The following is a 23,751-nucleotide window of genomic DNA, read 5'->3' on the forward strand; positions in this document are numbered from 1 at the left end:
TGGCCTGTTCACCGGAAGGCGCTGGGGCCTCCGTACTGACGATGAACGGGGGTCGGGGATACTCCCCTCCGGAAAAACAGGTTAAACAATCCACTACCGGCTTGGCAACGGTTCGCGGCGGATTTATTGAGCGCCGGTCGGGGCGGCGGCACAAGCGGCTACGGCAGCCGGGACGGGCGCAGGAGGCTCGCGTCGCCGGCCTGTGAGGGTTCCAGCGGAACGGGGCTGGCCAGCACAGCGGGCCCGCTGTGCAGGAATCCACCGGACAGGGCACGGCAGCGGATTCCGCCGCGGCCCCGCATCGCCGCATGGGCGCCCGGTGCGAGCATCCCGTCCATCCATGCGCACGGCTGGGCATGCCGCCCGCCGTGGAAGCGCACCACGTCCCCGCCGGACTCTATCGCGAAGTCCTGGCCCAGCAACGGGGCCAGCTGCGCCCCGCGCAGCACCACGTTGCGCCGCGTCAGCAGGGGATCGAACGGCCCCGCGCCCAGCTCGGCCGCGATCGCTTCGAGGGATTCGACGGCGAACAGGGTCACCGCGGCGTCCATGTGCGCCGCCTTGCCGAAGAACCGGTCGCCCACGATGCCCTTGCCGGCCACCACCTCCGCCTCCGGAGCATCCGTGGTGGGCACGTCCGCGGCACCGTCGCGCGCCCGGCCGAAGTAGGCGTGCGCGGGGGAGATGAGCAGGTGGAGGATTTCGACGTCGTAGCGGTACGCGGGCCCGGGCTCAAACACCGGCTCAGGCGTCGACATACGCTGCCAGGTGCTTTCCCGTAAGTGTGGCCCGCCCGGCCACAAGATCACCCGGCGTGCCCTCGAAGACGATCGTGCCGCCGTCGTGCCCTGCCCCGGGGCCGATGTCGATGATCCAGTCCGCGTGCGCCATCACCGCCTGGTGGTGTTCGATGACGATGACGGACTTTCCAGAGTCAACCAGCCGGTCCAGCAGCCCCAGCAGCTGCTCGACGTCGGCCAGGTGCAGGCCGACGGTGGGCTCATCCAGGATGTAGACTTCCCCAGCGTCGGCCATCTGCGTGGCCAGCTTGAGCCGCTGGCGCTCGCCGCCGGACAGGGTGGTCAGCGGCTGGCCGAGGGAGATGTAGCCGAGGCCCACGTCCGCAAGGCGCTCGAGGATCTTGTGCGCCGCCGGCGTCTTGGCCTCGCCCTCGGCGAAGTAGGTCAGCGCTGCTTCCACCGACATGTCCAGCACATCCGCGATGTTTTGCCCGCCCAGCGTGTACTCGAGGACCGCGGCCTCGAACCTGCGCCCCTCGCAGTCCTCGCAGGTGGACTCCACCGTGGCCATCACACCGAGCTCGGTGAAGATCACGCCGGCGCCGTTGCAGGTGGGGCAGGCGCCCTCGGAGTTGGAGCTGAAGAGCGCAGGCTTCACGCCGTTGGCCTTCGCGAAGGCCTTGCGGACCGGCTCCAGGAGGCCTGTGTAGGTGGCCGGGTTGCTGCGCCGGGACCCCTTGATGGCGCCCTGGTCAATGACGATGACGCCTTCCCGCTTGGCCAGTGAGCCGTGGATCAGCGAGCTCTTTCCGGACCCGGCCACGCCCGTCACCACGCACAGCACGCCCAGCGGCACATCGACGTCGACGTTGCGCAGGTTGTTGGTCGAGGCGCCGCGGACCTCCAGCGCCCCGGTTGCAGACCTGACCGCGTCCTTCAGCCGGGCCCTGTCGTCCAGGTGCCGGCCCGTAATGGTGCCGCTGGAACGTAGCCCGTCCACGTCGCCCTCGAAGACGATCTCGCCGCCACCGGTTCCGGCGCCGGGGCCGAGGTCGACGACGTGGTCGGCGATGGCGATCATCTCCGGTTTGTGCTCCACCACCAGGACGGTGTTGCCTTTGTCCCGCAGCTGCAGCAGGAGGGTGTTCATCCGCTCGATGTCATGCGGATGCAGGCCGATGCTGGGCTCATCGAAGACATAGGTGACGTCGGTGAGCGAGGAGCCCAGGTGGCGGATCATCTTGGTGCGCTGGGCTTCCCCGCCGGAAAGCGTGCCGGCCGGGCGGTCCAGGGAGAGGTAGCCGAGGCCGATTCCGGCGAAGGAATCAAGCAGGTCCCGCAGCCCGACAAGGAGCGGCCGGACGGAGGGTTCGTCGAGGTCCCTGATCCAGTGCGCGAGGTCGGAAATCTGCATGGTGCACAGGTCCGCGATGTTCTTGCCGTTGATCCGCGAGTTGAGCACCTCCGGCGTCAGCCGGGTTCCGCCGCAGTCCGGGCACACCGCGAACGTGACGGCGCGCTCCACGAAACGCTTCACGTGCGGCTGCATCGCTTCGACGTCCTTGGACAGCATGGACTTCTGGATCTTCGGGATGATGCCTTCGAAGGTGAGGTTGACGCCCTCCACCTTGATCTTGGTGGGTTCGGCGTACAGCATCGTGTCCAGCTGCTTTGCGGTGAACTTCGCAATGGGCTTGTCCATCGGCAGGCCCATGCCCTCGAAAAGTCGCCCGTACCAGCCGTCCATGGAGTAGCCGGGCACGGTGAGGGCACCTTCGTTCAGGGATTTGGAGTCGTCATAGAGGGCGGTCCGGTCGATGTCGCTGATGTTGCCCATGCCCTCGCACCGCGGGCACATGCCGCCCAGGTAGGTCACCTGCCGGACCACATTTTTCTCCACCCGGCCGCCCTTTTCGGTGCTCATGATGCCGCTGGCCTTGCGGGTCGGGACGTTGAAGGAGAAAGCGGTGGGTGGGCCGACGTAGGGCTGGCCCAGGCGGCTGAACAGGATCCGCAGCATGGCGTTGGCGTCCGTGGCGGTTCCAACGGTGGAGCGGGGGTTGGCGCCCATCCGCTCCTGGTCCACGATGATCGCCGTCGTCAGCCCTTCGAGCCGGTCCACGTCCGGGCGGGCGAGGCTGGGCATGAACCCCTGCACAAAAGCGCTGTACGTTTCGTTGATCATCCGCTGCGATTCGGCGGCGATGGTCGCGAACACCAGCGAGCTCTTGCCCGAACCGGACACGCCGGTGAACACGGTCAACCGGCGCTTGGGCAGTTCCAGGCTCACGTCCTTCAGGTTGTTTTCCCGGGCGCCCTGGACGCGGATCAAGTCGTGGCTGTCGGCGGGGTGCAGAACTGTTGGTCCCGAATCGTTGCGGGTGTCCGTACTCGTGTCCGTGCTCATCGGGTCTCCGGTTCTGTTGCTTATGGCTGCTGGTTGATGCGGACGGTGTTGCCGGCGGGGTCGCGGAAGGCGCAGTCGCGGATGCCGTAGGGCTGGTCGATGGGTTCCTGGACGACGTCGGCCCCGCTCGCCTCGACCTTGGCGAAGGCGGCGTCCACGTCGGGGGAGGAGAGGACCACGGTGGCGAAGGTGCCCTTGGCCATCATTTCGGTGATGGTGCGGCGCTCGTCGTCGGTGACGCCGGGGTCCGCGGCGGGCGGGTAGAGGACGATGGAGACGTCCTTCTGGTCCGCCGGCCCAACGGTGACCCAGCGCATGGTGCCGCGGCCAACGTCGTTGCGGACCTCGAAGCCCAGGGCGTCGCGGTAGAACGCGATGGAGGCGTCCGGATCGGTGTGCGGAAGGAAGCTGGAGGAGATGAAGATGCTCATGCCAGTCATGCTAGTAATGCCTCGGCGGCCGATGCTTCTCGATTCCTGACCGGTCTTGAGACCTGTTTTTCAACGCACGCGGGGATGCCCGCCGTCGAGCGTTCCGCCTCCTGCTTGTAGACGCTGGGCGGCATCCCCACCAGTTCACTGAAGCGGGTGCTGAAGGTGCCCAGCGAGGAGCAGCCGACGGCGAAGCACACCTCAGTGACGGAGAGGTCACCTTTGCGGAGGAGCGCCATGGCGCGTTCGATCCGCCGGGTCATCAGGTAGCTGTAGGGCGATTCGCCGTAGGCGAGCTTGAAGCGGCGGCTGAAATGGCCGGCGGACATGTGGACGTCCCGGGCGAGGGATTCGACGTCGAGCGGCTGGGCGTACTCCCTGTCGATCCGGTCCTTGACGCGCCGAAGCCCGGTCAGTTCGCGGAGGTACGGATCGGCGGGAGGACTGCTGGTCACAGCTTCGATCGTGCTACGCGGTGGTGGAGTTGTCCAGACGTGCGCGAGATCACCGTCCACCGCGCAGGATCCGCGTCTTTACGCAGGATATGATTATCCCGCCAGCTGGTAGTCCTCGCCCGAACAGGGCTCGAGCAAACGCAGCGTCAGGCAAAACAAACACTTATTCACCATCATTACCCCTGCCCAATTGTTGTGCGCGGGTACCACCTTGAAAGGAAGCCATGGAACTGCTGTGGGAAATCGCCGGCTGGGCAGGGGCGGTTGCGATTCTCAGTGCATATCTGTCAGTTTCCATGGGTTGGATGAAGGCAGGCAAGAGCTTCCAGACAGCGAACCTGTTCGGCTCCGTTGCCTTCATTATCAACGGCTCGGTCCACGGTGCCTGGCCTTCCGTGGTGACGAACGTGGCCTGGTTCCTGATTTCCGCAATCGCCCTGGTGCGGATGCGCGCGACACAGCCGGCGGCTGCTCCTGTTGAAGAGCCGCAGGTGCAGTACCCCGGTGTCCCGGACACCACCGGGCAGATGGCTGTTGTCGAGGTGCTGACCGGCTCCATCCCCGTGGTCGCTCCCCGGCCCGCCGCCGCCCCGGCACCCGCCGTTGCCGCCATGGCCCCCGCGGCCTGTTCGGCACCTGTCTTGGCAGAGAAGCAGCGGCTGGCCGTCTAGGGCCCCTTACCGCAACGGGCCGGCATTCCTTCGGGATGCCGGCCCGTTTTGTTTGGGTGTGACTCTTCGTTACTTCCCGGGGGTGTTGCATGGGTCACAAGCATTTGCTTCTTCGGCGCACTCCTGACAAACCTTGCATCACATCTTTTACTCAGCGCTTGTCAGCGCGTGCCCAATGGAGGGACACCACCCATGACTGACGTTCTCTGGTTTTCTGACCTCGGCCTGTCCGACCTCGACCAGGTCGGCGGCAAGAACGCCTCGCTCGGAGAAATGGTCCGCAACCTTGCCTCGGCAGGGGTGAAAGTGCCGGGCGGTTTCGCTACGACGGCCGACGCCTACAGAAGGTTCCTTGGCGAATCCGGCCTCGACGCGCAGATCGAAAAAATCCTCGAAGGCCTGGACAGCGGCGACGTGGCCGCCCTGGCCTCCGCGGGAAAGCAGATCCGCGACCTGATCCGCGAGACCCCCTTCCCGGCCGGGTTCGAGGAGGCAATCCGCTCTGCGTACACCCGCCTCACGGACGAGCACGACGGCGACGTGTCCTGGGCCGTGCGCTCCAGCGCCACCGCCGAGGACCTGCCCGACGCCTCCTTCGCCGGACAGCAGGAAACCTTCCTGAACATCCGCGGCATCGACAACATCCTGCTCGCCATCAAGGACGTCTTCGCGTCGCTCTACAACGACCGGGCCATCGCCTACCGCGTCCACCACGGCTTCACCCACTCGGAAGTGGCACTGTCCGCGGGCGTGCAGCGCATGGTCCGTTCCGACGTCGGCGCTTCCGGCGTAATGTTCACGATGGACACCGAGACCGGCTTCAACGACGCCGTCTTCATCACCTCGTCCTACGGCCTCGGCGAGGCCGTGGTCCAGGGCGCCGTCAACCCGGACGAGTTCTACGTGCACAAGCCCGCCCTGGCAGCCGGCCGGCCGGCAGTCCTCAAGCGCGGACTCGGTGAAAAGGCCGTGCAGATGAAGTACACGGAGTCCGAGGAAGTCGGCAAGACCGTGGACTTCGTCCCCGTGCCGGCGGACCTGCGCCGCCGTTTCAGCCTGACCGACGCCGAGGTCGAGCAGCTCGCCCGCCACGCCCTGGCCATCGAAGCGCACTACGGCCGCCCGATGGACATCGAATGGGGCAAGGACGGCGTGGACGGGGAGCTCTACATCCTCCAGGCCCGCCCGGAAACCGTCGAGTCCCGGAAGGCCTCCGGCACCGTCTCCCGCTACACCCTCACCGAGCGTTCCTCTGTCCTGGCCGAGGGCCGGGCCATCGGCCAGCGGATCGGCGCCGGCCAGGTGCGCGTGCTCACCTCCATCGATCAGATGGCCTCCTTCCAGGAGGGTGACGTGCTGGTGGCGAACATGACCGACCCGGACTGGGAACCGATCATGAAGAAGGCAGCAGCGATCGTCACGGACCGCGGCGGACGCACCTGCCACGCCGCGATCATCGCCCGCGAACTCGGGATCCCCGCCGTCGTCGGCACCGGCAACGCCTCCAGGGTGCTCAAGGACGGCATCCCGGTCACCGTGTCTTGCGCCGAAGGTGAAGCCGGCTTCGTGTACGAGGGGCTGCTGGAGTACACCCTGCACGAGACGAGCCTCGAGACCATGCCGCCGGCGCCGGTCAAGATCATGATGAACGTGGGCACCCCCGAGCAGGCCTTCAGCTTCGCCCGGCTCCCCAACCACGGTGTGGGCCTGGCCCGCCTGGAGTTCATCATCAACCGCCAGATCGGCATCCACCCCAACGCCCTGCTGGCCGTGGCCGGGGAGATCGAACGCCCGGCTTCCCTCTCGGACTACACCGTGCGCCAGATCCGTGACCTGACCGCCGCCTACGACGGGCCGCGGGACTTCTACGTCAAGCGCCTGGCCGAGGGCATCTCGACCATCGCTGCCGCCTTCGCCCCGGAGCCGGTCATCATCCGGCTCTCGGACTTCAAGTCCAACGAGTACGCCAACCTGGTGGGCGGGCCGGCGTTCGAGCCGTCCGAGGAGAACCCGATGATCGGGTACCGCGGCGCGTCCCGCTACCTCTCGGAATCCTTCCGCCAGGCGTTCGAGCTGGAGTGCGAAGCCCTCAAGTACGTGCGCAACGAAATGGGCCTGACCAACATCAAGCTCATGGTTCCCTTCGTCCGCACCCTGGACGAGGCCCGCGGCGTCACCGAGCTGCTCGCCGCCAACGGGCTGACCCGCGGCGAGGACGGGCTGGAGATCGTGATGATGTGCGAGCTTCCGGCCAACGCCCTGCTTGCCGACGAGTTCCTCGGCTACTTCGACGGCTTCTCCATCGGCTCCAACGACCTGACCCAGCTCACCCTGGGCCTGGACCGCGACTCGGCGCTGGTGGCCGAAGGCTTCGACGAGCGGAACCCCGCCGTCACCAGGCTCCTCGAGCTCGCCATCGGCGCCTGCCGGGCCAACGGCAAGTACGTCGGGATCTGCGGCCAGGGCCCCAGCGACCACCCGGACTTCGCCGAATGGCTCCTGAAGCAGGGCATCAGCTCCATCTCGCTGAACCCCGATGCCGTCACCGAAACCTGGCTGCGGCTGGCCAAGTCCGGCGACCGCACAAAGGTCTAATGGCGGACCAGCACCCGGCAGGCACTGTGGGGGCGGGCAACCCGTCCGCCCCCACGGTGTTCTTCCTTTCCGACAGCACCGGCATCACCGCCGAAACACTTGGCAATACCTTGCTGACCCAATTCCCCGGGCAGCCCCTGGAACGCCGGACCATCCCGTTCATCACCAGCGTGGAGCAGGCGCACGAGGTAGTTGGCGTCATCAACCAGCTCGCCGACACCGGGCCGCGGCCAATCGTCTTTTCGACGGCGGTCGGGCAGGACATCCGTGCCGTCCTCGCCCGCAGCCGCGGGCACTTCTTCGACCTGTTCGGTGCGCACATCGGCCAGCTGGAACAGGCCCTGCACGCCTCCGCCAGCGGACAGCCCGGGCAGGCCCACGGCGTGGGCGACGCGGTCCGCTACCAGTCGCGGATGGCCGCGGTCGAGTACGCGATCGAGCACGACGACGGCCAGTCGCTGCGTGCGCTGGAACGCGCCGAACTGATCCTGATCGCCCCGTCACGCTGCGGGAAAACCCCCACCACCATGTACCTGGCGCTGCAGCACGGCATTCTCGCTGCCAACTTCCCGCTGGTGGAGGAGGACTTCGCGACCCTGTCCCTGCCCAAGCCGTTGCTGCCGTTCGCGCACAAGTGCTTCGGGCTGACCTCGCAGCCCGTCAGGCTGAGCCAGATCCGCCAGGAGCGCCGGCCCGGCAGTGATTACGCGTCCCTGACGCAGTGCACTTTCGAGCTGCGCAACGCCGAGGACATGTACCGGGCCAACAACGTACCGTTCGTGAACTCGGCGTCCATGTCGGTCGAGGAGATTTCAGCCACCGTCCTGCAGCGGATGAACCTGCACCACTGACTGCGCGCACCCCAGCAGCCCACGCAAGACTACGACGGCGGCACGCGGCCCTTGGTTTCAAGGGCAGGGTGCCGCCGTCGCTCTTTTGCCGCCCTTAGTACTCCAGCAGGGAGACGTCGCGGACGGCGCCCTTGTCCGCTGAGGTGGCCATGGCGGCGTAAGCGCGCAGCGCGGCGGACACCTGCCGTTCCCGGTCCTTGGGCCTGTAGCCGCCGTTGACCAGCAGCTTCTCGCGGCGTTCGGCCAGGAGCTCGTCGGAGACCTCCAGCTGCATCGAGCGTTCGCTGATGTTGATGCTGATGATGTCGCCGTCCTCCACCAGGGCGATGGTGCCGCCGGAGGCAGCCTCGGGGGAGATGTGCCCGATCGACAGGCCGGAGGTGCCGCCGGAGAAGCGGCCGTCCGTGATGAGGGCGCACTTCTTGCCCAGGCCGCGGCCCTTGAGGAACGACGTCGGGTACAGCATTTCCTGCATGCCCGGACCGCCCTTGGGGCCCTCGTAGCGGATGACCACCACGTCGCCCTCCTTGACGGTCTTGTTCAGGATTTTCTCCACGGCCTCGTCCTGGGACTCGCACACCACGGCGGGACCCGAGAACGTCCAGATGGACTCGTCCACGCCGGCGGTCTTCACCACGGCGCCGTCGACGGCCACGTTGCCGCGGAGGACGGCCAGGCCGCCGTCCTTGGAGTAGGCGTGCTCCACGGAGCGGATGCAGCCGCCCTCGGCGTCGGTGTCCAGGGAGGTCCACTCATTCGACTGGGAGAACGCGGTGGAGGACCGGACGCCGCCCGGGGCGGCGTGCCACAGGGCCTTCGCTTCTTCGGTGGCCTTGCCGCCGCGGATGTCCCAGTCGTCCAGCCAGCCGTCCAGGTCGGCGGAGTGCACCGAGTGGACGTCCTTGTGCAGGAGGCCGCCGCGGTTCAGCTCGCCCAGCAGGGCGGGGATGCCGCCGGCGCGGTGTACGTCCTCCATGTAGTAGGTCTTGTCCTTGGCGACGTTCGGGGCCACCTTGGCCAGGCACGGCACCTGGCGGGACTTGGCGTCCATCTCGGCCAGGCCGTAGTCCACGCCGGCCTCCTGGGCCGCGGCCAGCAGGTGCAGGATGGTGTTCGTGGAGCCGCCCATGGAGATGTCCAGGGCCATGGCGTTGTCGAAGGCCTTGGCCGTGGCGATGGAGCGGGGCAGCACGGACTCGTCGTCGCCGTCGTAATAGCGCTTGACGAGCTCGACGACGGTGGCGCCGGCCTTCTCGTACAGCGCCTTGCGCGCGGTGTGGGTCGCCAGCACGGAGCCGTTGCCCGGCAGGGACAGGCCGATGGCTTCGGTGAGGCAGTTCATCGAGTTTGCGGTGAACATGCCGGAGCAGGAACCGCAGGTGGGGCAGGCGTTCTCTTCGATGAGGTTGATGTCTTCATCGGAGATGGATTCGTCCACGGCGTCGGCGATGGCGTTCACCAGGTCCAGGGAGCGGACGGAACCGTCGGTGAGGGTTACGCGGCCGGCCTCCATGGGGCCGCCGGAAACGAACACGACCGGGATGTTCAGGCGGAGCGCGGCCATCAGCATGCCGGGGGTGATCTTGTCGCAGTTGGAGATGCAGACCAGGGCGTCGGCGCAGTGGGCGTTGACCATGTACTCCACCGAGTCGGCGATCAGGTCGCGCGACGGCAGCGAATAGAGCATGCCGGAGTGGCCCATGGCGATGCCGTCGTCGACGGCGATGGTGTTGAATTCGCGCGGCACGGCGCCTGCAGCAAGGATCGCGTCGGAGACGATCCGGCCCACGGGGGCGAGGTGGGTGTGGCCGGGGACGAACTCGGTGAAGGAGTTGGCGACGGCGATGATCGGCTTTCCGATGTCCGAGTTCGCGACGCCGGAGGCGCGCAGCAGTGCGCGGGCGCCGGCCATGTTGCGGCCGTGGGTGACTGTTTTAGAGCGTAGTGCAGGCATGAATACCATCCAACTGGGTGCTTGCCTGCGGCGGAAGACGGCGCTGCTACTAGTAGTGGGAGTACCAGAGTAATAGTATTTTCCGGTGCAGGATTCAGGACGCCGCAAGGAATTGGGCCTTTTTCTTCGGGCGCGCAGGGACCAGGCCGTGCGTGCCGACTATGGCTTGCCGCCCATCGCCCGCACCCGGGAACGGGGACTGCGCCGCGAGGAGGTCGCGTTCCTGTCCGGGGTTAGTGTCACCTGGTACACCTGGCTTGAGCAGGGCCGGGATATCAGTCCGTCCCGCCAGGTCCTGGAAGCCGTGAGCCGGGCACTGCATCTTTCGGACACCGGGCTGGGCTACGTCCTGTCGCTGGGCGGCTATGCAGCAGCCGCGCCCGCCAATGCCGAGGCCGCCACCGCACCGGCGCACATCCAGCGCCTGCTGGACGCCCTGGACCCCAACCCGTCGTTCGCCCTGTTCCCGGACTGGGGCGTCGCGGGCTGGAACACGGCCTACGCCGCGCTCTATCCAAACATCGCCAAGGTGGCGGCTACGGACCGCAACCTTCTCTGGCTGGTCTTCACCGACCCCTACGTCCGGGACCTGCTGCCCGACTGGGACCTGACGAGCAAAAGGTTCCTGGCCGAGTTCCGCGCCGAAACCGGGCAGCGGCTGGGGGATGTGGACGTCAGGAACCTCGTGGAACGGCTTAAGGAAGCCAGCCCTGAATTCCGGGAAGGCTGGGACCGGTACGACATCCTGGGCTTCGAATCACGTGAGCGGCTCTTCCACCACCCCGCCGTCGGTGTCCTGCAGCTGGAGCACCACCAGCTGTCGCCCTCGGACCGGCCCGACCTGCACCTTGTTGTCTACACTCCTGCCCCGGGCAGCGATGCGGCTGCACAGGTGCAGTCCCTCATGGCCGCTTAGGGCAGCTCTTCACCACCTGGAGGCTCCGCCGACCCGGACCTCCCGGTACCGGGGTGCAAGGCGGACGATCTCGAGTTCAGTCAGGTTCAGGACGCGTCGGTCACCGGTCAGGGTGTCCAGCATCCAGACGGGTCCCCCGCCGGGAGCAGCGCCCAGCACCGTTCCCCGGTGGACGAGGCTGCCCTTGTAGAAAACGTCGATGGCGTCGCCCGGTTCGAGCGCCCGGCAGGGGCCGGCCGCCCACTCATCGCTGGTCATCGTGTGGCCCCAGCTTCTTCGCGAAGGTTCCCATGCCTCCCAGTTTCCCGCCCCAGGGTGGCCGCGGGATGTCCGTGAGGTGATCATTTGGCAGCGTGTCGCGAGCCGGACGGCCAACAGGGCGCATGTCCCTGTACAGGGCCTACTTCTTCGTCATCCGGTACCGCTCGATCTGCCGCAGCCGCCGCATCAGGCTGTCGCGCCGCGGATGCGGGACGGCGTCGGGCTCTTCCGCGGTGAGGTCGATGTGCTTGGTGCCGTACTGCCACAGCAGCAGGTCATCGAGGAGCCTGTCCGGTCCGGGGGAGTAGCGGTGGTCCAGGGCCTTGCGGACCTCGGTGATCCGGTTGGCGCTGAGCAGCCCGGCCAGCTGCATGGTCTGGTTCAGCCCGTGCGCGGCGAGGAGTTCGGCGGCCCAGCCCCAGTCGTCGTCCACCTTGCGGTCCACGTGCGGGAGCAGGGTGCGCCAAACATCCCGGACGCGGTTGGGCGTCAGCGGCGCGGCCCCTTCGCCGTCCATGTCCCAGAAGCTGCGGACTTCCTCGTAACGTTCATGCAGGTCCGCGAACGCCGTCTCAACCGTCTCCAGCATGGCCGCCGTCGCCGTGAACTGGCGGTCGAAATGCGGGGTCCAGGCCCGCGGGTCCTCGGCCTTGAACCGGATATCGTGCTCGATCTCGCTCCAGGCGTGCGCGAAGATCGTGCGGATCTGGCACTCGAAGAAGTAGCTGCCGTTGGGCGCGAGGTCAGGGTTGAAGACCTGCTGGTACTCCTTGACGGCCTCGTTCTGGATGGTCCGCAGGATCAGGTGCCGGCTGGAATAGCCGTAGGTGCCGGACTCGATGGAGCCAATGTCCTTCTCCCGGTCCCCACGGCAGTCGAACAGCTGGCGCTGCCGCTTGATCAGGTTGGCCACCACCGCGTTCTCGGCCGGCAGCTTGGTGATGACGCGGATGCCCACCATGTCATTGAGGGTGCGGAACGGGTCCGGGAACTTCAGTACCCTCGGGCCGCCGGGCTCCAGCGGATCCTCGGTCCGGGAGATCTTCTCCTTGAACGACTCCACCGTCTTGGTCCGCCCGGTGACGAACAGCGGCGTGACCTCGGTGTCCTTCAGCATGTCCCGCATCAGCAGCAGCACATCCTTGGTCACCAGCTTCAGGGCAGGCCGGACGCGCTCGTAGATCTCCACGTTGTGCTGCACCGATTCGCGCAGCGGTGCGTCCAGGCTCTCCCAGTTTGTCGGCATGCTCCCAGCTTACGGCGGGGGTCCGACACCGCACCCGGGCAGGCGCCGGACCCGGGAAAAGTACGACGGCGGCGGGCGGCTGGAGGGGTCACTCCCGTTAACAGTTCAAGCCGACACGCCGAATTAAGATAGCCTTACCTTGCCAAATTCGACGTGCGGTCATCCCCGCCCCTTGTGAGAAGAGCTCCACCCGTGCCCATTCGACGCCTGATCGCCGCCACCGCCAGCCTCGCAGCCGTAACGGCCGCACTCACCGGTTGCGGCATCATCGGCGGTCAGCCGGCCGACCTCCAGATCTACTCGGCCCGCCACTACGATCTCGAGGGCGCATTCGGACAGTTCACCGAGGAAACCGGCATCTCCGTGGAATTCATCTCCGGCGACGACGCCGAACTCCTCGAGCGCCTCAAGGCCGAAGGGGAAGACTCCCCGGCAGACGTGTTCATGACCGTGGACGCCGGCAACCTGTGGAACGCCGCGCGCCAGGATGAACTTGCCGCCGTCGACTCCGCCACCCTCAACGAAGCCGTCCCCGAGGACCTCCGCGACGCCCAGGGCCGCTGGTACGGCCTGGCCATGCGGGCCCGCACCGTCACCTACAACCCCGGCAACGTCGACCCCGCCGAGTTCGACGCGGCGGACACCTACGGCGGCCTGGCCGACCCCAAGTGGAAGGGCCGCCTGTGCATGCGGGACGCCACTTCCGCCTACACCCAGTCCCTCGTGGCCAGCCTTATCGACCTGCACGGCCGCGAGAAGGCCCTGGAAATCGCCAAGGGCTGGGTGGCCAACGACGTCCAGATCATGAGCAACGACGTCCTGCTGCTTGAGGCCATCGACGCCGGCACCTGCGACGTGGGCATCAACAACCACTACTACCTGGCCCGTACCCTCGAGGAGAAGCCGGACCTCAAGGTCAAGCTGTTCTGGGCCAGCCAGCAGGGCGCCGGCACGCACGTCAACATTTCCGGCGCCGGCGTCGTGGCAGGCTCGGACAACGCCGGGGACGCCCAGAAGCTCATCGAGTGGCTCGCCACGAAGGGCCAAAACGCCTTCGTGGACGCCAACCACGAGTTCCCGGTCAACCCGGCGGCCCAGCCCGAGCCCATCATCGCCGGCTTCGGTGACTTCAAGCGCATGCCGCTGAACGCCGAAGCCTACGGCGACCTCAACGCCGAGGCCGTCGACCTGCTCGCCGAGGCCGGATACAAGTGACCGAAACGGCTGTCCTCGCTGAAGCGGGGACGCCGAAGCGCCGTCCGTACCGGTCGGCCGGTACCGGGCGCCCGGCGTGGTCCGCCCTCGTCGTCGTGGTGGCGGCGGTGGTGGCCACCCCGGTGATCGCCGTGATCCTCGACGGCCTCGGCAGCCTGGGCAGCACCGCACCGCCGCGGGACCTCGGCAACATGGTGGTCACCACCCTGGTCCTGATGCTCAGCGTCGCCGCCGGCTCGCTCCTGGTGGGCGGCGGCCTTGCCTGGCTGGTCACGGCCTACCGCTTCCCGCTGCGCAACGTCTTCGTCTGGCTGCTGGTCCTGCCCCTGGCCGTGCCCGCCTACATCCTGGGCTTCGTCTTCCTCTCCGTCTTCGACGTCTCCGGCCCCGTCCAGTCCGCCCTGCGTGGACTTTTCGGCGCCGGCGTGTGGGTCCCGGAAGTGCGCTCGCTGCCCGGCGCTGTCCTGGTCATGACGCTCTCCCTCTACCCGTACGTCTACCTCCTGGCACGCACGGCGCTGATGGAGCACTCAGCAGGCACCTACGACGCCGCCCGCACACTGGGCGCCGGCCGCGGCCGCGCGCTGCGCCGTGTCCTGCTGCCGCTGGCACGGCCCTCACTGGCCGCCGGCATGTCCCTGGTGATGATGGAGACGCTCACCGATTTCGCCACCGTCCAGTACTTCAACGTCCAGACCGTCTCCGTCGGCGTCTACCTGGTCTGGAAAGGCACCTTCAACTTCCATGCAGCCACCCAGCTCGCCGTCCTGGTGCTGCTGTTCGCCGTCGCCGTGCTCGCCGGTGAGCGTGCCCTGCGCGGCCGGGCGCGGTACCACCGGCAGGGCGGACGCGGGCAGGGCCTGCAGCCGCAGCGGCTCGACGGCGGGCGCGGCTGGGCGGCCACCGCGGTCTGCACCGCGGCCGTCAGCACTGGCTTCCTCATCCCCGTGCTCCAGCTGCTGGGCTGGGCGATCGGCGGTGCCGCCAAAAACCCAGGCTTCCTCTCCGATCCCCGCTTCGGCCAGTACATCCTGAACACGCTCCTGGTCGCCGCCGTCACCGCAGCGGCGTGCGTCGTCATCTCCGTCGCCGTGGCCCACGGCGTGCGGCTCAGCGGCGGCAGGTTCGTGGCCGGGGCCGCCCAGGTGACCACGTTCGGCTACGCAGTTCCCGGCGCGGTTGTCGGCATCGGCGTGCTCATCTCCTTCGCCGCCTTGGACAACGCCCTCGAAGCCGCCGGTGTCCGCGGCGGTACGGGGCTGCTCATCACCGGCTCGGTCCTGGGCATCCTCTACGCCTACGTAATCCGCTTCCTTGCCCCCGCCTACCAGGCCGTGGACGCCAGCTTCGCGAAGATCCCGTCCACCATCACCTTCTCCGCCCTCAGCCTCGGCGCCGCCCCGCGGCGGATCCTTGCCCGGGTACACGTTCCCCTGGCCAGGTCCGGCATCGCCGTGGCCCTGATGCTGGTGGCCATCGACGCGGTCAAGGAACTGCCCATCGTCCTGCTGCTGCGGCCCTTCGGCTTCACCACGGCGTCCATCTGGGTCTATGAACTGGCGCGGGAAAACTTCTGGGAAAAGGCCTCCCTGCCGGCCCTGGTGATCGTCGCTGCGGCCATCCTTCCGGTCCTCGTCCTCGTCCGCCACGCCCGCCGCGCTGAAAACCCTGGAAAGGCCCCAGCATGACCATCCGTGTGGGAAAGATGCAGCGTCCCGCCGCCACCGAAAACCCGCCCGCTTCCCTGGTGTTCGAAGGCGTCAGCAAACACTACGGTTCGGTGGTGGGCGCGAACGCCCTGGACTTTTCGATCCCGGCGGGCGAACTGGTCACCGTGATCGGTCCGTCCGGCTGCGGCAAATCCACCACGCTGCGCCTTGCCGCAGGCTTGGAACGGCCGGACAGGGGCACCATCCGGGTGGCCGGGGAAGTGGTGGCGGACAAGCGCCGTTTCGTGGAACCGGAGCGCCGCCGGGTGGGCCTGGTGTTCCAGGACTACGCACTTTTCCCGCACATGACCGTGGCGCAGAACGTTGAATTCGGCCTGGACCGGCTCAGCCGCGCCGAACGCCGCGCCAGGACCGGGGAAGTCCTGGACCTGGTCCGGCTCGGGCACCTCGCCGCGCGGTTCCCGCACGAGCTCTCCGGCGGCGAGCAGCAGCGCGTTGCCCTGGCACGCGCCCTGGCGCCCCGCCCCGCCGTCGTCCTCCTTGACGAACCCTTCTCCAGCCTGGACGAATCCCTCCGCGCCCAGGTCCGCCGCGACACCGTGGCAACGCTCAAGGAGGCCGGGACCACGGGCGTACTGGTCACCCACGACCAGACCGAAGCCCTGTCCGTCGGCACCCGCGTGGTGGTGATGCGCGGCGGCGTCATCGAGCAGGCGGACACCCCGGAAAAGGTCTTCGAGCAGCCCGCCACCCGGTTCGTGGCCTCCTTCATGGGCGACGCCGACTTCCTGCCCGCCCACGTGCACCGCGCCCTGCTGACCTGTGAGATCGGCGTCGTGTCCACCGTCCCGGGCTGGGCCAACAGCGAAGCCGACGTGGACGTGGTGCTGCGGCCCCACGAGGTGGCGCTCACCCCGGATCCGGACTCCCCGGCGCGGGTGTCCGCCGTCGAATACCACGGCGCCTTCGTGCTCCACTACGTCAAGCTCGCCTCGGGACGCACCGTACGTTCCTGGCAGCCGCACTCCGTGCGGCATCCTGTGGGCACGGCCGTGGCCGTGACCGTCGCAGCCGGAACCACCCCCACGCTGCTGATGGGCGACCACGCCATCACCTCGCCGCCGCCCGGCAGCTCCCTGCAGCCGCGCCAGCCGCTGCACGCCAAGTAGCGCATCCCTCCAGCCCCCCAGTTAGGCCAGCCCCATGTCCGCATCTCCCGCCCGGGTCGCCCCGTGACCGCCCAGCCGGATCTCGCCCGGGTCGCTTTCACCGATCTCGCCCGCCATGGCGACCGGCCGGCAGTCCTCACCGCGGACGGCACCATCTCCTACCGCGAGCTCGCGTCCCTGGTGGACCACGCCGCAGCCCGGCTGGGAACCGGGCGCCGGCTGGTGGTGCTGGCCGCCGGCAACTGCCTCGACTCCCTCGTGGGCTACCTCGCCGCCCTCACCGCCGGCCACCCGCTGCTGCTTGCCCCCGCGGACAAGCCCGAAGCCCTGGCCTCGCTCGTGGACGCCTACGATCCCGACGCCCTCCTCTGGCCGGGCGACGGCCGGGGCGTCCCGATGCTCCAGGAACGGCGGGCTGGCTCCCGGCACACGCTGCACCCGGAGCTCGCCCTGCTGCTTAGCACTTCGGGGTCCACCGGCTCACCAAAGCTCGTGCGGCTCTCGCACACGAACCTCGACGCGAACGCCGAGGCGATCGCGGAGTACCTGCACATCGGCCCCGAGGACCGGGCCGCCACCACGCTGCCGCTGCACTACTGCTACGGCCTGTCCGTGGTCAACAGCCACCTGGCCCGCGGGGCGGGACTCGTGCTGACGGACCTCTCGGTGGTTGACCCCTGCTTCTGGGACCTGTTCCGCAGCAAGGGCGCCACCTCCTTCGCGGCCGTGCCCTACACCTTCGACCTGCTGGAGCGGGTGGGCTTCGCGGAGTGGGACTTGCCGCAGCTGCGCTATGTCACCCAGGCCGGCGGCCGGCTGGCCCCCGAAAAGGTGTGCGCCTGGGCCGAGACCGGGCAGCGGCGCGGCTGGGACCTTTTTGTCATGTACGGGGCAACGGAGGCCACCGCCCGGATGGCCTACCTGCCGCCGGACCTGGCAGCCGACCACCCAGGCACGATAGGGGTCCCGGTCCCGGGCGGCGCCTTCCGGATCGAGCCCGTGGAGGACCTCGAGGACGGGGAACTGGTCTACAGCGGCCCCAATGTCATGCTGGGCTACGCCGAGCACCCCGCGGACCTGGCCCTGGGCCGGGAGGTCCACGAGCTCCGCACCGGCGACCTCGCACGGCAGCATCCAAACGGCCTCTACGAGGTGGTGGGCCGGCGCAGCCGCTTTGTGAAGATCGTGGGCCTGCGCGTTGACCTGGGCCAGGTGGAGCGCATCTTCGCGGACATGGGAATCGTTGCCGCCGCGGCGGGTTCCGACGACGGCCTGGTGGTTGCCGTGGAAGGCGGCCACGACGGCGGCATGCTCGCCAAAGTCCTGGCCGGCAGCGTGGGGCTGCCCCGCGCCGCCGTCGTGGTCCATCCGGTGGAGGCGCTGCCGCGCCTGGCCAGCGGCAAGGTGGACTACCCGGCGGTCCGGAACCTCGGTCCAGATGCCGCCACGCCGGAATCCCCTGCACCGGGCGCCCCTGTTGCCGGGACCGGGGGCGATGCGGGCCCGGAAGGGGCCGGCGACATCCGGCGCATCTTCATGGAGGCGCTGGAGTGCCCGGCGGTGCGCGACGGGGACACGTTCGTCTCCCTCGACGGCGACTCGCTCTCCTACGTGGCGGTGTCGGTGCGGCTTGAACGCGTGCTGGGGCAGCTTCCAGCCAACTGGCACCTGCTGTCCGTGCAGGAGCTCGAGTCCCTCCGGAAGCCGCCGCGGCGCCGGTTCCTGTCCTTCCTGGAGACCTCCCTCGTGGTCCGCGCAGCCGCCATTGTCTGTGTTGTGGCGACGCACGTGGAACTGTTCACGTTCCAGACTGCCCACCTGCTTTTCGCCGTGGCGGGCTACAACTTCGCCCGGTTCCAGCTGGCTGAACAGCGGATTCCGCGGCTGCGCCGGCAGCTCCGGGGCGCGGCCCGGATTGTGGTGCCCTCGGTGGCGTTCATCGGCCTCGCGTACCTGCTGACGGACCACTACACGGTGGCGAACATCTTCCTGCTCAACGCCATGGTGGGGCCTGCCGAGGTGACCACGCAGTGGCACTTCTGGTTCGTGGAACTGCTGGTGTACATCCTGCTGGCCATGGCGGCCCTGATGGCCGTGCCCTGGGTGGACCGGTGGGAGCGGCGCGCCCCGTTCGCCTTCGCGCTGGGCCTGGTGGCCATTGCCCTGCTGAGCCGGTTCGACATCGTGGACCCGGGCCTGCCTAAGCCGCCGCCGGTGTTCTGGCTGTTTGCGCTCGGCTGGGCCCTTGCCCGGTCCCGCACGCACCTGCACCGCGTGACCGTTTCCGTCATCACGCTGCTGACCCTGCCGGGGTTCTTCAACAGCACCGTACGGGAGATGACAGTGGCCGGCGGCATCCTGCTGCTTGCGTGGCTGCCGGCGCTGCCGGTGCCGGCCGTCCTGCGCCGGGTGACGGGCTGGCTGGCTGCGGCGTCCCTGTACATCTACCTCACCCACTGGCTGGTGTACCCGGTGTTGCTGCCGTACAGCCCGGTCCTGGCTGTGGTCGGTTCCCTGGTGATGGGAGTCGGCTACTGGGCGCTGTGCCGGTGGATTCCCGGTGCGGCGGGCCGCGTTTGGGCCAAACGGCGCCACGGCTGCCTCAGTTCATCAGCCACGCCGCGCCGAGCAGCAGCGGCACCGCCAGCGCCGAGGTGACCACGGCCGTCGACTGCGCAAGGCTTTGCCCCACGCCGTATCGCACGGCGTAGAGCACTACGTTCTGCCCGGTGGGCAGGATCGCGCACGCGGTGACCACGAAGGTGCTGAAGCCATCCAGGTGGAAGACATACGTGGCGAGCAGCCAGGCCGCGACCGGCTGGATGGCCGATTTGAGGATGACCGCCACCGTGGTGGGGGCCGCCTCGCTGCTGGTCCCGCGGGGTGAGAGCCCGTGCAGGGACATGCCGAAGATGATCAGCATCAGCGGGACGGTCACCTGGGCGATCAGCTTCAGCGGATCCAGGACCAGTTCCGGGACCTGAATTCCGACGGCGCTGACAACAATCCCGAGGATGGCCGCCACGGTCACGGGGTTGCGGAAGGGGGTGGCGAGGATGCGCCCGATGGAGGGCTTCCCCCCAGCGGGGTTGCTGAGGTCCAGGATGGTCAGCGCGATTGGGGTGACGATGGCCAGCTGGAACAACATGATGGGCGTGACGTAGGTGGCGCTGCCCAGCACGTACTGGGACAGCGGGACGCCGAGGTTCGTGGAGTTCACGATGCCGGTGGCCAGGGCGCCGATGGTTGTTTTCCGCACGCCCCACCTGGCCGCCGCGCCTATGACCGCGAACGTCGCCATCATGGCGGCCGCGGTGGCCACGGAGATCAGGCCGGTGGTGCTCAGGACATCCGAGATGTGCCGGGTGGCGATCATGGAGAACATGAGGCTGGGAAGTCCCACCAGGAACGTCAGCGTGGACAGCACTTTGGTTCCGTGCGGGCCGAGGGCGTTCGTCTTTCCGAGGATGTAGCCGACGAACAGCACGATGCCCACCACAAAGAAGCCCTTTAAGACGCCGTCCACAATATTGTCCTCAAGTCAGTCCGCCGGTTACCGCTCCCAGCACCGGCGGTGGTCCGAACAGGCGGACCAGCCTGGGGAATCCGCCTGTCAGATGCTATCGGTGGGCGCGGCGCGGTCATCAATCGCGGCCGTGAGCCCGTCGATCCGGTCGAGTGCGGCGGTGAGCTTTTCCACTGCGGACCACAGCCGGGGATGCTGGCCACGGACCTCTTCCAGGGTGGACCCGGCGGACCGCAGGGACGCGAGATCGAAACTGACATTCGTGCGGGCCCCCGCCACTGCGGCACGAAGGGCGCCGAACGCGACGACGACATCGGCAACCAGCGCCTTGTTCCCGTTGTGAGCCAGCCAGGCCAGGTCATCAATGGCACCGATGGCCCGGTCCCCGAGGACCGCCGACGCCTTGGCGGCGTCCACCGACGCGCTGCGGATCGCCTCGTCCCGCTCCGGCCCCTTCTCCAGCCGGAAGGCGGCACCAAAGGCGCGGGACGCCGTCGCATCCTCATCCGCGAGCTTCAGCGCGGTGCGCCGCAGGTCCTGCGCGCGGGTGCGGATCCCTTCGACCTCATCCCCGTCGCTGTAGCCGGCCACCATCGACGTGAGGGAGGCGGCCACGGCGAGCATAACGCCCGTGCCGGCGCCGCCGCCGGGCGAGCCCGTGGACTCGGCCAGGGCGCTGGTCCAGTCCTCCACGGTGGACTGCTGGGTGGTCACAACAGGTTCTTCCATGTCAGGAAGCGTGCCCACAAACCCGTTCGGCTAAACAAGGAGGCGCGGCCGGTGCTCAACAGTCTGGCCCGGTTTTTGCCGCCCTGACCCTGGAAAGCCGGGGTAACTTCGGTGGTTGCAGCAGATAAAGTGGGCCAGTGTGATGCAGCGCCACCGCTACGAGTACGGGGACGACCCCAGCCAGTGGGGGGAGCTGTTCCTTCCCGACCTTCCTGCCGGGACGCGGCACCGGGGTGTGGTGGTGGTGATCCACGGCGGCTACTGGCGTCCCCGGTACGGGGCGGAGCTGGGGGAGCCGCTTGCCCGGGACCTGGCCGACAACGGCATGGCCGCCTGGAACCTGGAATACCGGCGCGCAGGCAACGGCGGGGGCTGGCCGGGCACCTTCGACGACATCCTGGCCGGGATCGACCAGCTGGCAGCGCTCGCCGGGCCGCATGCGCTTGATCTGTCGAAAGTGGTTGCCCTGGGCCATTCAGCCGGCGGGCATCTGGCCGTCTGGGCGGCCGGCCGGGACAGGCTGGGCCCGCTTGGCCCGGTGGAAGGCGCGCCGCTGGCAAACACGCCGCTGGCAAACAAGAACGACGGCGTGCGGCTCACCGGGGTGGTGAGCCAGTCCGGCGTCCTGAACCTGGCCGAAGCCGCAAGGCTGGGCCTCAGCGATGGGGCGGTGGCCAACCTGCTGGGTGGCCCGCCGTCGGAATTTCCCGGCCGGTACCGGACAGCCGACCCCATGGCCGCGGTCCCGCTGGACATCCCCGTTTACGCAGTGCACGCCCAGGGTGACCTTGACGTCCCGGCAGCGACGTCCATCAGTTACGTGGAGGCGGCCCGGTCCGGGTCTGTGCCCGCCCGCCTGGTCCGGGTTCCGGGGGACCACTTTGCCCTGATCGACCCCCGCACCGGGGCTTATGTGACGTGCCGGGAACTGGTCCGGGAGTTGCTGGGCTGACAGGAAGTGCCGGGCTGACACGAACTGCCGCTGACACGAACTGCGCCCTGCCGCGCTTCTCTGGCAGAGTATGACCATGCTCACAGTGATCGGCGAAGGCCTTGTTGACGTTGTCCAGCGCGCATCCGGAATCGAAGCGCATGTCGGCGGGAGCCCGCTCAACGTCGCGGTGGGCCTTGCCCGGCTGGACCACCCCGTCCAGTTCATCGGCCGCTACGGCAGGGACGCGTACGGCGATTCGGTCGCTGCGCACCTTCGCGCCAGCTCTGTGATGCTGCCGCTGGGCCCGGACGAGCTGCCTACCAGCGTTGCCACCGCGTTGATTGACGACGACGGCGCCGCGACCTACACGTTCGACCTCGCCTGGCAGCTTCCCGGCATCGCGGACCGGCTCCCCTTTATGCTCCAGGGCACCACCCTGCTGCACACCGGATCAATCGCCACCATGCTGGCGCCGGGTGCCACCGAGGTACTGGCCGCCGTCGAATACGCCCACCCCCGCGCCACCATCAGCTTCGACCCCAACTGCCGGCCAAGCATCATCACCGACGTCGACTACGCGCGCCGGCAGGCCGAGAAATTTGTCTCCCTCGCAGACGTGGTGAAGGCCTCCGACGAGGACCTCGAATGGCTTTACCCCGGGCAGGACGTGCTGGACTCCGCCCGCAAGTGGCTGGCGATTGGCGGCTCCGAAGGGCCGGCAATGGTGGTGGTCACCCGCGGCGCGGCCGGACCGTGGGGCATCACTGCCGCGGGTGAGGCCGAGGTCCCGGCGCCGCGCGTCGACGTCGCGGACACGGTGGGCGCCGGCGACTCGTTCATGGCGGCCCTGCTGTCCGGACTGGTGGACCGGGGCCTGGACGGCGCGCAGAACCGGAAGGAGCTACGCGAACTCCCGGCCGAAGGACTCGCCGAAATCCTGGCCCACGCGGCCCGCGCTGCCGCCGTCACGGTATCCCGGCCCGGTGCCAACCCGCCGTCGAGGGCGGAACTGAATGGCGGCGGAGCAGAGTAAACCTCCGCCCTCAATTCATGGGCATTACCCCTCGCCGTTGTAGTAGGGCCAGGGCAGGAAACGGCGCTCGCCCCGGCGGTCCGGCCCTTCCAGCGTGACCTTGCCCGTGGCCGCCCACTCGACGCCGCGCGGGAACATCCGGATGAACTCGATCCGCCGGAAGGTATCGATGTCGTGCCCGATCGTGATGGTGAAGCTGCGGCCGTTGCCGTAGTTGTTGATCCAGGCCAGGGGCTGCAGCGTATTGATGCCGGGAAGGCCGGCGGGACCCTCGGCGGGGATGGCAACAGGGTAGTGGGACATCGGCCACATGGGTGCCTTCTCGTATGACTCCAGGTCGTCGAACACCGAAAGAAGCACCTCCGCCCCTTCGTACAGTTCCACCCCGGTCAGGATGTCGTCGCCTGTGACCGTCCAGGTTTCGCTGATCCCTTCGGTGATGGGGTGCCGCGGTTCCGCGGTCTGCAGCAACGCCTCGCCCCAGGGGCGCGGGCGCAGTCCCGTGGGCACGCTCAGCTTGGCGCCCCGCATGATGTTGTACTCCTCCGGGTAGCCCCAGTCGTCCTCCTGGACGGCGGAACCGTGGAACCAGACCATGCCCTTCCCGTCCTCACGGACGAACTTCAGCAGGGCGGCGTCGGTCTCCGCGCCAAAGCCCACCGCCTTCTCGTGGTACCCGTCGCGGCCCTCGAACACCACGACCACCACGTCGTACTTGTCGATGACGCCTGCCCCCAGCCCGCGCGGGTCCTCCACCACGCGGACCCGGAACCGGCCGGTATCCTCCAGCACCGTGGTCAGCCACTGGTTGTGCGACCGGAAGCTGCGGAATTCGTTGTCGTGTTCCCGGGTCATGTGCCCGGAGAGGATCAGGACGTTCAGGATGTCGGACATGGCGTCGTTGCCTCGCTTCCAAGAGTTTTGAAGAAAGCATACAAACTTTTGTTA

The 23,751-nt window shown here is 68.2% G+C and carries 20 protein-coding genes; 10 read left to right on the forward strand and 10 right to left on the reverse strand.

Going from position 1 to position 23,751, the window contains the following annotated elements:
* Positions 1–158: 158 nt before the first annotated feature.
* Genes ACYQ1Z_RS07910 through ACYQ1Z_RS07925 form a run of 4 tightly spaced genes read right to left on the reverse strand, consistent with a single transcriptional unit; the run spans position 159 to position 4,033 of the window.
* Positions 159–758, reverse strand: a complete 600-nt coding sequence (locus ACYQ1Z_RS07910; protein ID WP_459791938.1) for an MOSC domain-containing protein — start codon at positions 756–758, stop codon at positions 159–161.
* A complete protein-coding gene (locus tag ACYQ1Z_RS07915; RefSeq protein WP_459791939.1) occupies positions 745–3,147 on the reverse strand; it encodes an ATP-binding cassette domain-containing protein in 2,403 nt (800 codons plus the stop codon). The genes ACYQ1Z_RS07910 and ACYQ1Z_RS07915 overlap by 14 nt, the downstream gene beginning before the upstream one ends.
* A 20-nt stretch (positions 3,148–3,167) precedes the next feature.
* Positions 3,168–3,587, reverse strand: coding sequence for a VOC family protein (locus ACYQ1Z_RS07920; RefSeq protein ID WP_459791941.1), 420 nt, complete (start codon positions 3,585–3,587; stop codon positions 3,168–3,170).
* Positions 3,584–4,033, reverse strand: a complete 450-nt coding sequence (locus ACYQ1Z_RS07925) for a helix-turn-helix transcriptional regulator (RefSeq protein ID WP_459791942.1) — start codon at positions 4,031–4,033, stop codon at positions 3,584–3,586. The genes ACYQ1Z_RS07920 and ACYQ1Z_RS07925 overlap by 4 nt, the downstream gene beginning before the upstream one ends.
* 224 nt (positions 4,034–4,257) lie before the next feature.
* On the opposite strand from ACYQ1Z_RS07925, the gene ACYQ1Z_RS07930 reads away from it, so the two are divergent.
* From ACYQ1Z_RS07930 to ACYQ1Z_RS07940, 3 genes are all read left to right on the forward strand, one after another.
* Entirely contained in the window at positions 4,258–4,704 is a 447-nt protein-coding gene (locus ACYQ1Z_RS07930; RefSeq protein ID WP_459791943.1) for a CBU_0592 family membrane protein, read from the forward strand.
* Between the two features lie 192 nt (positions 4,705–4,896).
* Positions 4,897–7,299: a phosphoenolpyruvate synthase gene (gene ppsA, locus ACYQ1Z_RS07935; protein ID WP_459791944.1), complete on the forward strand. Its 2,403-nt coding sequence runs from the start codon at positions 4,897–4,899 to the stop codon at positions 7,297–7,299.
* Complete coding sequence (locus ACYQ1Z_RS07940) at positions 7,299–8,150, forward strand: pyruvate, water dikinase regulatory protein (protein ID WP_459791946.1); 852 nt, start codon at positions 7,299–7,301, stop codon at positions 8,148–8,150. The genes ppsA and ACYQ1Z_RS07940 overlap by 1 nt, the downstream gene beginning before the upstream one ends.
* A 94-nt stretch (positions 8,151–8,244) precedes the next feature.
* Here ACYQ1Z_RS07940 and ilvD read toward each other — a convergent pair whose 3' ends face one another.
* Entirely contained in the window at positions 8,245–10,104 is a 1,860-nt protein-coding gene (gene ilvD, locus ACYQ1Z_RS07945) for a dihydroxy-acid dehydratase (protein ID WP_459791947.1), read from the reverse strand.
* A gap of 85 nt (positions 10,105–10,189) precedes the next feature.
* Here ilvD and ACYQ1Z_RS07950 point away from each other — a divergent pair, with 85 nt between their 5' ends.
* The gene (locus ACYQ1Z_RS07950) at positions 10,190–11,020 is read left to right on the forward strand and encodes a helix-turn-helix transcriptional regulator (RefSeq protein WP_459791948.1); all 831 of its coding nucleotides are present in this window, start codon (positions 10,190–10,192) and stop codon (positions 11,018–11,020) included.
* Between the two features lie 9 nt (positions 11,021–11,029).
* Here the strand turns inward: ACYQ1Z_RS07950 and ACYQ1Z_RS07955 are convergent, their stop codons facing one another.
* Together ACYQ1Z_RS07955 and ACYQ1Z_RS07960 are read right to left on the reverse strand one after the other, a co-directional pair.
* Complete coding sequence (locus ACYQ1Z_RS07955; RefSeq protein WP_459791949.1) at positions 11,030–11,278, reverse strand: hypothetical protein; 249 nt, start codon at positions 11,276–11,278, stop codon at positions 11,030–11,032.
* A 142-nt stretch (positions 11,279–11,420) separates the two neighbouring features.
* The gene (locus ACYQ1Z_RS07960) at positions 11,421–12,527 is read right to left on the reverse strand and encodes a GTP pyrophosphokinase (RefSeq protein ID WP_459791950.1); all 1,107 of its coding nucleotides are present in this window, start codon (positions 12,525–12,527) and stop codon (positions 11,421–11,423) included.
* Positions 12,528–12,719: 192 nt separating this feature from the next.
* On the opposite strand from ACYQ1Z_RS07960, the gene ACYQ1Z_RS07965 reads away from it, so the two are divergent.
* The 4 genes from ACYQ1Z_RS07965 (at position 12,720) to ACYQ1Z_RS07980 (ending at position 19,239) form a co-directional block, all read left to right on the forward strand.
* Entirely contained in the window at positions 12,720–13,742 is a 1,023-nt protein-coding gene (locus tag ACYQ1Z_RS07965) for an extracellular solute-binding protein (protein WP_459791951.1), read from the forward strand.
* Positions 13,739–15,430: an ABC transporter permease gene (locus tag ACYQ1Z_RS07970; protein ID WP_459791952.1), complete on the forward strand. Its 1,692-nt coding sequence runs from the start codon at positions 13,739–13,741 to the stop codon at positions 15,428–15,430. The genes ACYQ1Z_RS07965 and ACYQ1Z_RS07970 overlap by 4 nt, the downstream gene beginning before the upstream one ends.
* Entirely contained in the window at positions 15,427–16,581 is a 1,155-nt protein-coding gene (locus ACYQ1Z_RS07975; protein WP_459791954.1) for an ABC transporter ATP-binding protein, read from the forward strand. The genes ACYQ1Z_RS07970 and ACYQ1Z_RS07975 overlap by 4 nt, the downstream gene beginning before the upstream one ends.
* A gap of 63 nt (positions 16,582–16,644) precedes the next feature.
* Entirely contained in the window at positions 16,645–19,239 is a 2,595-nt protein-coding gene (locus ACYQ1Z_RS07980; RefSeq protein WP_459791955.1) for an AMP-binding protein, read from the forward strand.
* Here ACYQ1Z_RS07980 and ACYQ1Z_RS07985 read toward each other — a convergent pair.
* Both ACYQ1Z_RS07985 and ACYQ1Z_RS07990 read right to left on the reverse strand, forming a co-directional pair.
* Positions 19,184–20,107: an AEC family transporter gene (locus ACYQ1Z_RS07985; RefSeq protein ID WP_459791956.1), complete on the reverse strand. Its 924-nt coding sequence runs from the start codon at positions 20,105–20,107 to the stop codon at positions 19,184–19,186. The two genes, ACYQ1Z_RS07980 and ACYQ1Z_RS07985, sit on opposite strands and share 56 nt — an antisense overlap.
* 87 nt (positions 20,108–20,194) lie before the next feature.
* Positions 20,195–20,836 carry a cyclodeaminase/cyclohydrolase family protein gene (locus tag ACYQ1Z_RS07990; RefSeq protein WP_459791957.1) on the reverse strand — a complete coding sequence of 214 codons (642 nt, stop codon included), beginning with the start codon at positions 20,834–20,836 and terminating at the stop codon, positions 20,195–20,197.
* Positions 20,837–20,978: 142 nt separating this feature from the next.
* On the opposite strand from ACYQ1Z_RS07990, the gene ACYQ1Z_RS07995 reads away from it, so the two are divergent.
* Together ACYQ1Z_RS07995 and ACYQ1Z_RS08000 are read left to right on the forward strand one after the other, a co-directional pair.
* Positions 20,979–21,788, forward strand: a complete 810-nt coding sequence (locus tag ACYQ1Z_RS07995; protein ID WP_459792015.1) for an alpha/beta hydrolase family protein — start codon at positions 20,979–20,981, stop codon at positions 21,786–21,788.
* Between the two features lie 76 nt (positions 21,789–21,864).
* Positions 21,865–22,803 carry a carbohydrate kinase family protein gene (locus ACYQ1Z_RS08000; protein ID WP_459791958.1) on the forward strand — a complete coding sequence of 313 codons (939 nt, stop codon included), beginning with the start codon at positions 21,865–21,867 and terminating at the stop codon, positions 22,801–22,803.
* A 24-nt stretch (positions 22,804–22,827) separates the two neighbouring features.
* On the opposite strand, the gene ACYQ1Z_RS08005 is transcribed toward ACYQ1Z_RS08000, so the two are convergent.
* Positions 22,828–23,697, reverse strand: a complete 870-nt coding sequence (locus tag ACYQ1Z_RS08005) for a ThuA domain-containing protein (RefSeq protein ID WP_459791959.1) — start codon at positions 23,695–23,697, stop codon at positions 22,828–22,830.
* Positions 23,698–23,751 lie beyond the last annotated feature (54 nt).

This window comes from Arthrobacter sp. AD-310, assembly GCF_054656615.1.

Excerpts from the sequence above, each read along its gene's own strand:
- ACYQ1Z_RS07910 (WP_459791938.1), bottom strand. The coding sequence starts at position 758 with ATGTCGACGCCTGAGCCGGTGTTTGAGCCCGGGCCCGCGTACCGCTAC.
- ACYQ1Z_RS07915 (WP_459791939.1), bottom strand. The coding sequence starts at position 3,147 with ATGAGCACGGACACGAGTACGGACACCCGCAACGATTCGGGACCAACA.
- ACYQ1Z_RS07920 (WP_459791941.1), bottom strand. The coding sequence starts at position 3,587 with ATGACTGGCATGAGCATCTTCATCTCCTCCAGCTTCCTTCCGCACACC.
- ACYQ1Z_RS07930 (WP_459791943.1), top strand. The coding sequence starts at position 4,258 with ATGGAACTGCTGTGGGAAATCGCCGGCTGGGCAGGGGCGGTTGCGATT.
- ppsA (WP_459791944.1), top strand. The coding sequence starts at position 4,897 with ATGACTGACGTTCTCTGGTTTTCTGACCTCGGCCTGTCCGACCTCGAC.
- ACYQ1Z_RS07940 (WP_459791946.1), top strand. The coding sequence starts at position 7,299 with ATGGCGGACCAGCACCCGGCAGGCACTGTGGGGGCGGGCAACCCGTCC.
- ilvD (WP_459791947.1), bottom strand. The coding sequence starts at position 10,104 with ATGCCTGCACTACGCTCTAAAACAGTCACCCACGGCCGCAACATGGCC.
- ACYQ1Z_RS07955 (WP_459791949.1), bottom strand. The coding sequence starts at position 11,278 with ATGACCAGCGATGAGTGGGCGGCCGGCCCCTGCCGGGCGCTCGAACCG.
- ACYQ1Z_RS07960 (WP_459791950.1), bottom strand. The coding sequence starts at position 12,527 with ATGCCGACAAACTGGGAGAGCCTGGACGCACCGCTGCGCGAATCGGTG.
- ACYQ1Z_RS07975 (WP_459791954.1), top strand. The coding sequence starts at position 15,427 with ATGACCATCCGTGTGGGAAAGATGCAGCGTCCCGCCGCCACCGAAAAC.
- ACYQ1Z_RS07990 (WP_459791957.1), bottom strand. The coding sequence starts at position 20,836 with ATGGAAGAACCTGTTGTGACCACCCAGCAGTCCACCGTGGAGGACTGG.
- ACYQ1Z_RS07995 (WP_459792015.1), top strand. The coding sequence starts at position 20,979 with ATGCAGCGCCACCGCTACGAGTACGGGGACGACCCCAGCCAGTGGGGG.
- ACYQ1Z_RS08000 (WP_459791958.1), top strand. The coding sequence starts at position 21,865 with ATGCTCACAGTGATCGGCGAAGGCCTTGTTGACGTTGTCCAGCGCGCA.
- ACYQ1Z_RS08005 (WP_459791959.1), bottom strand. The coding sequence starts at position 23,697 with ATGTCCGACATCCTGAACGTCCTGATCCTCTCCGGGCACATGACCCGG.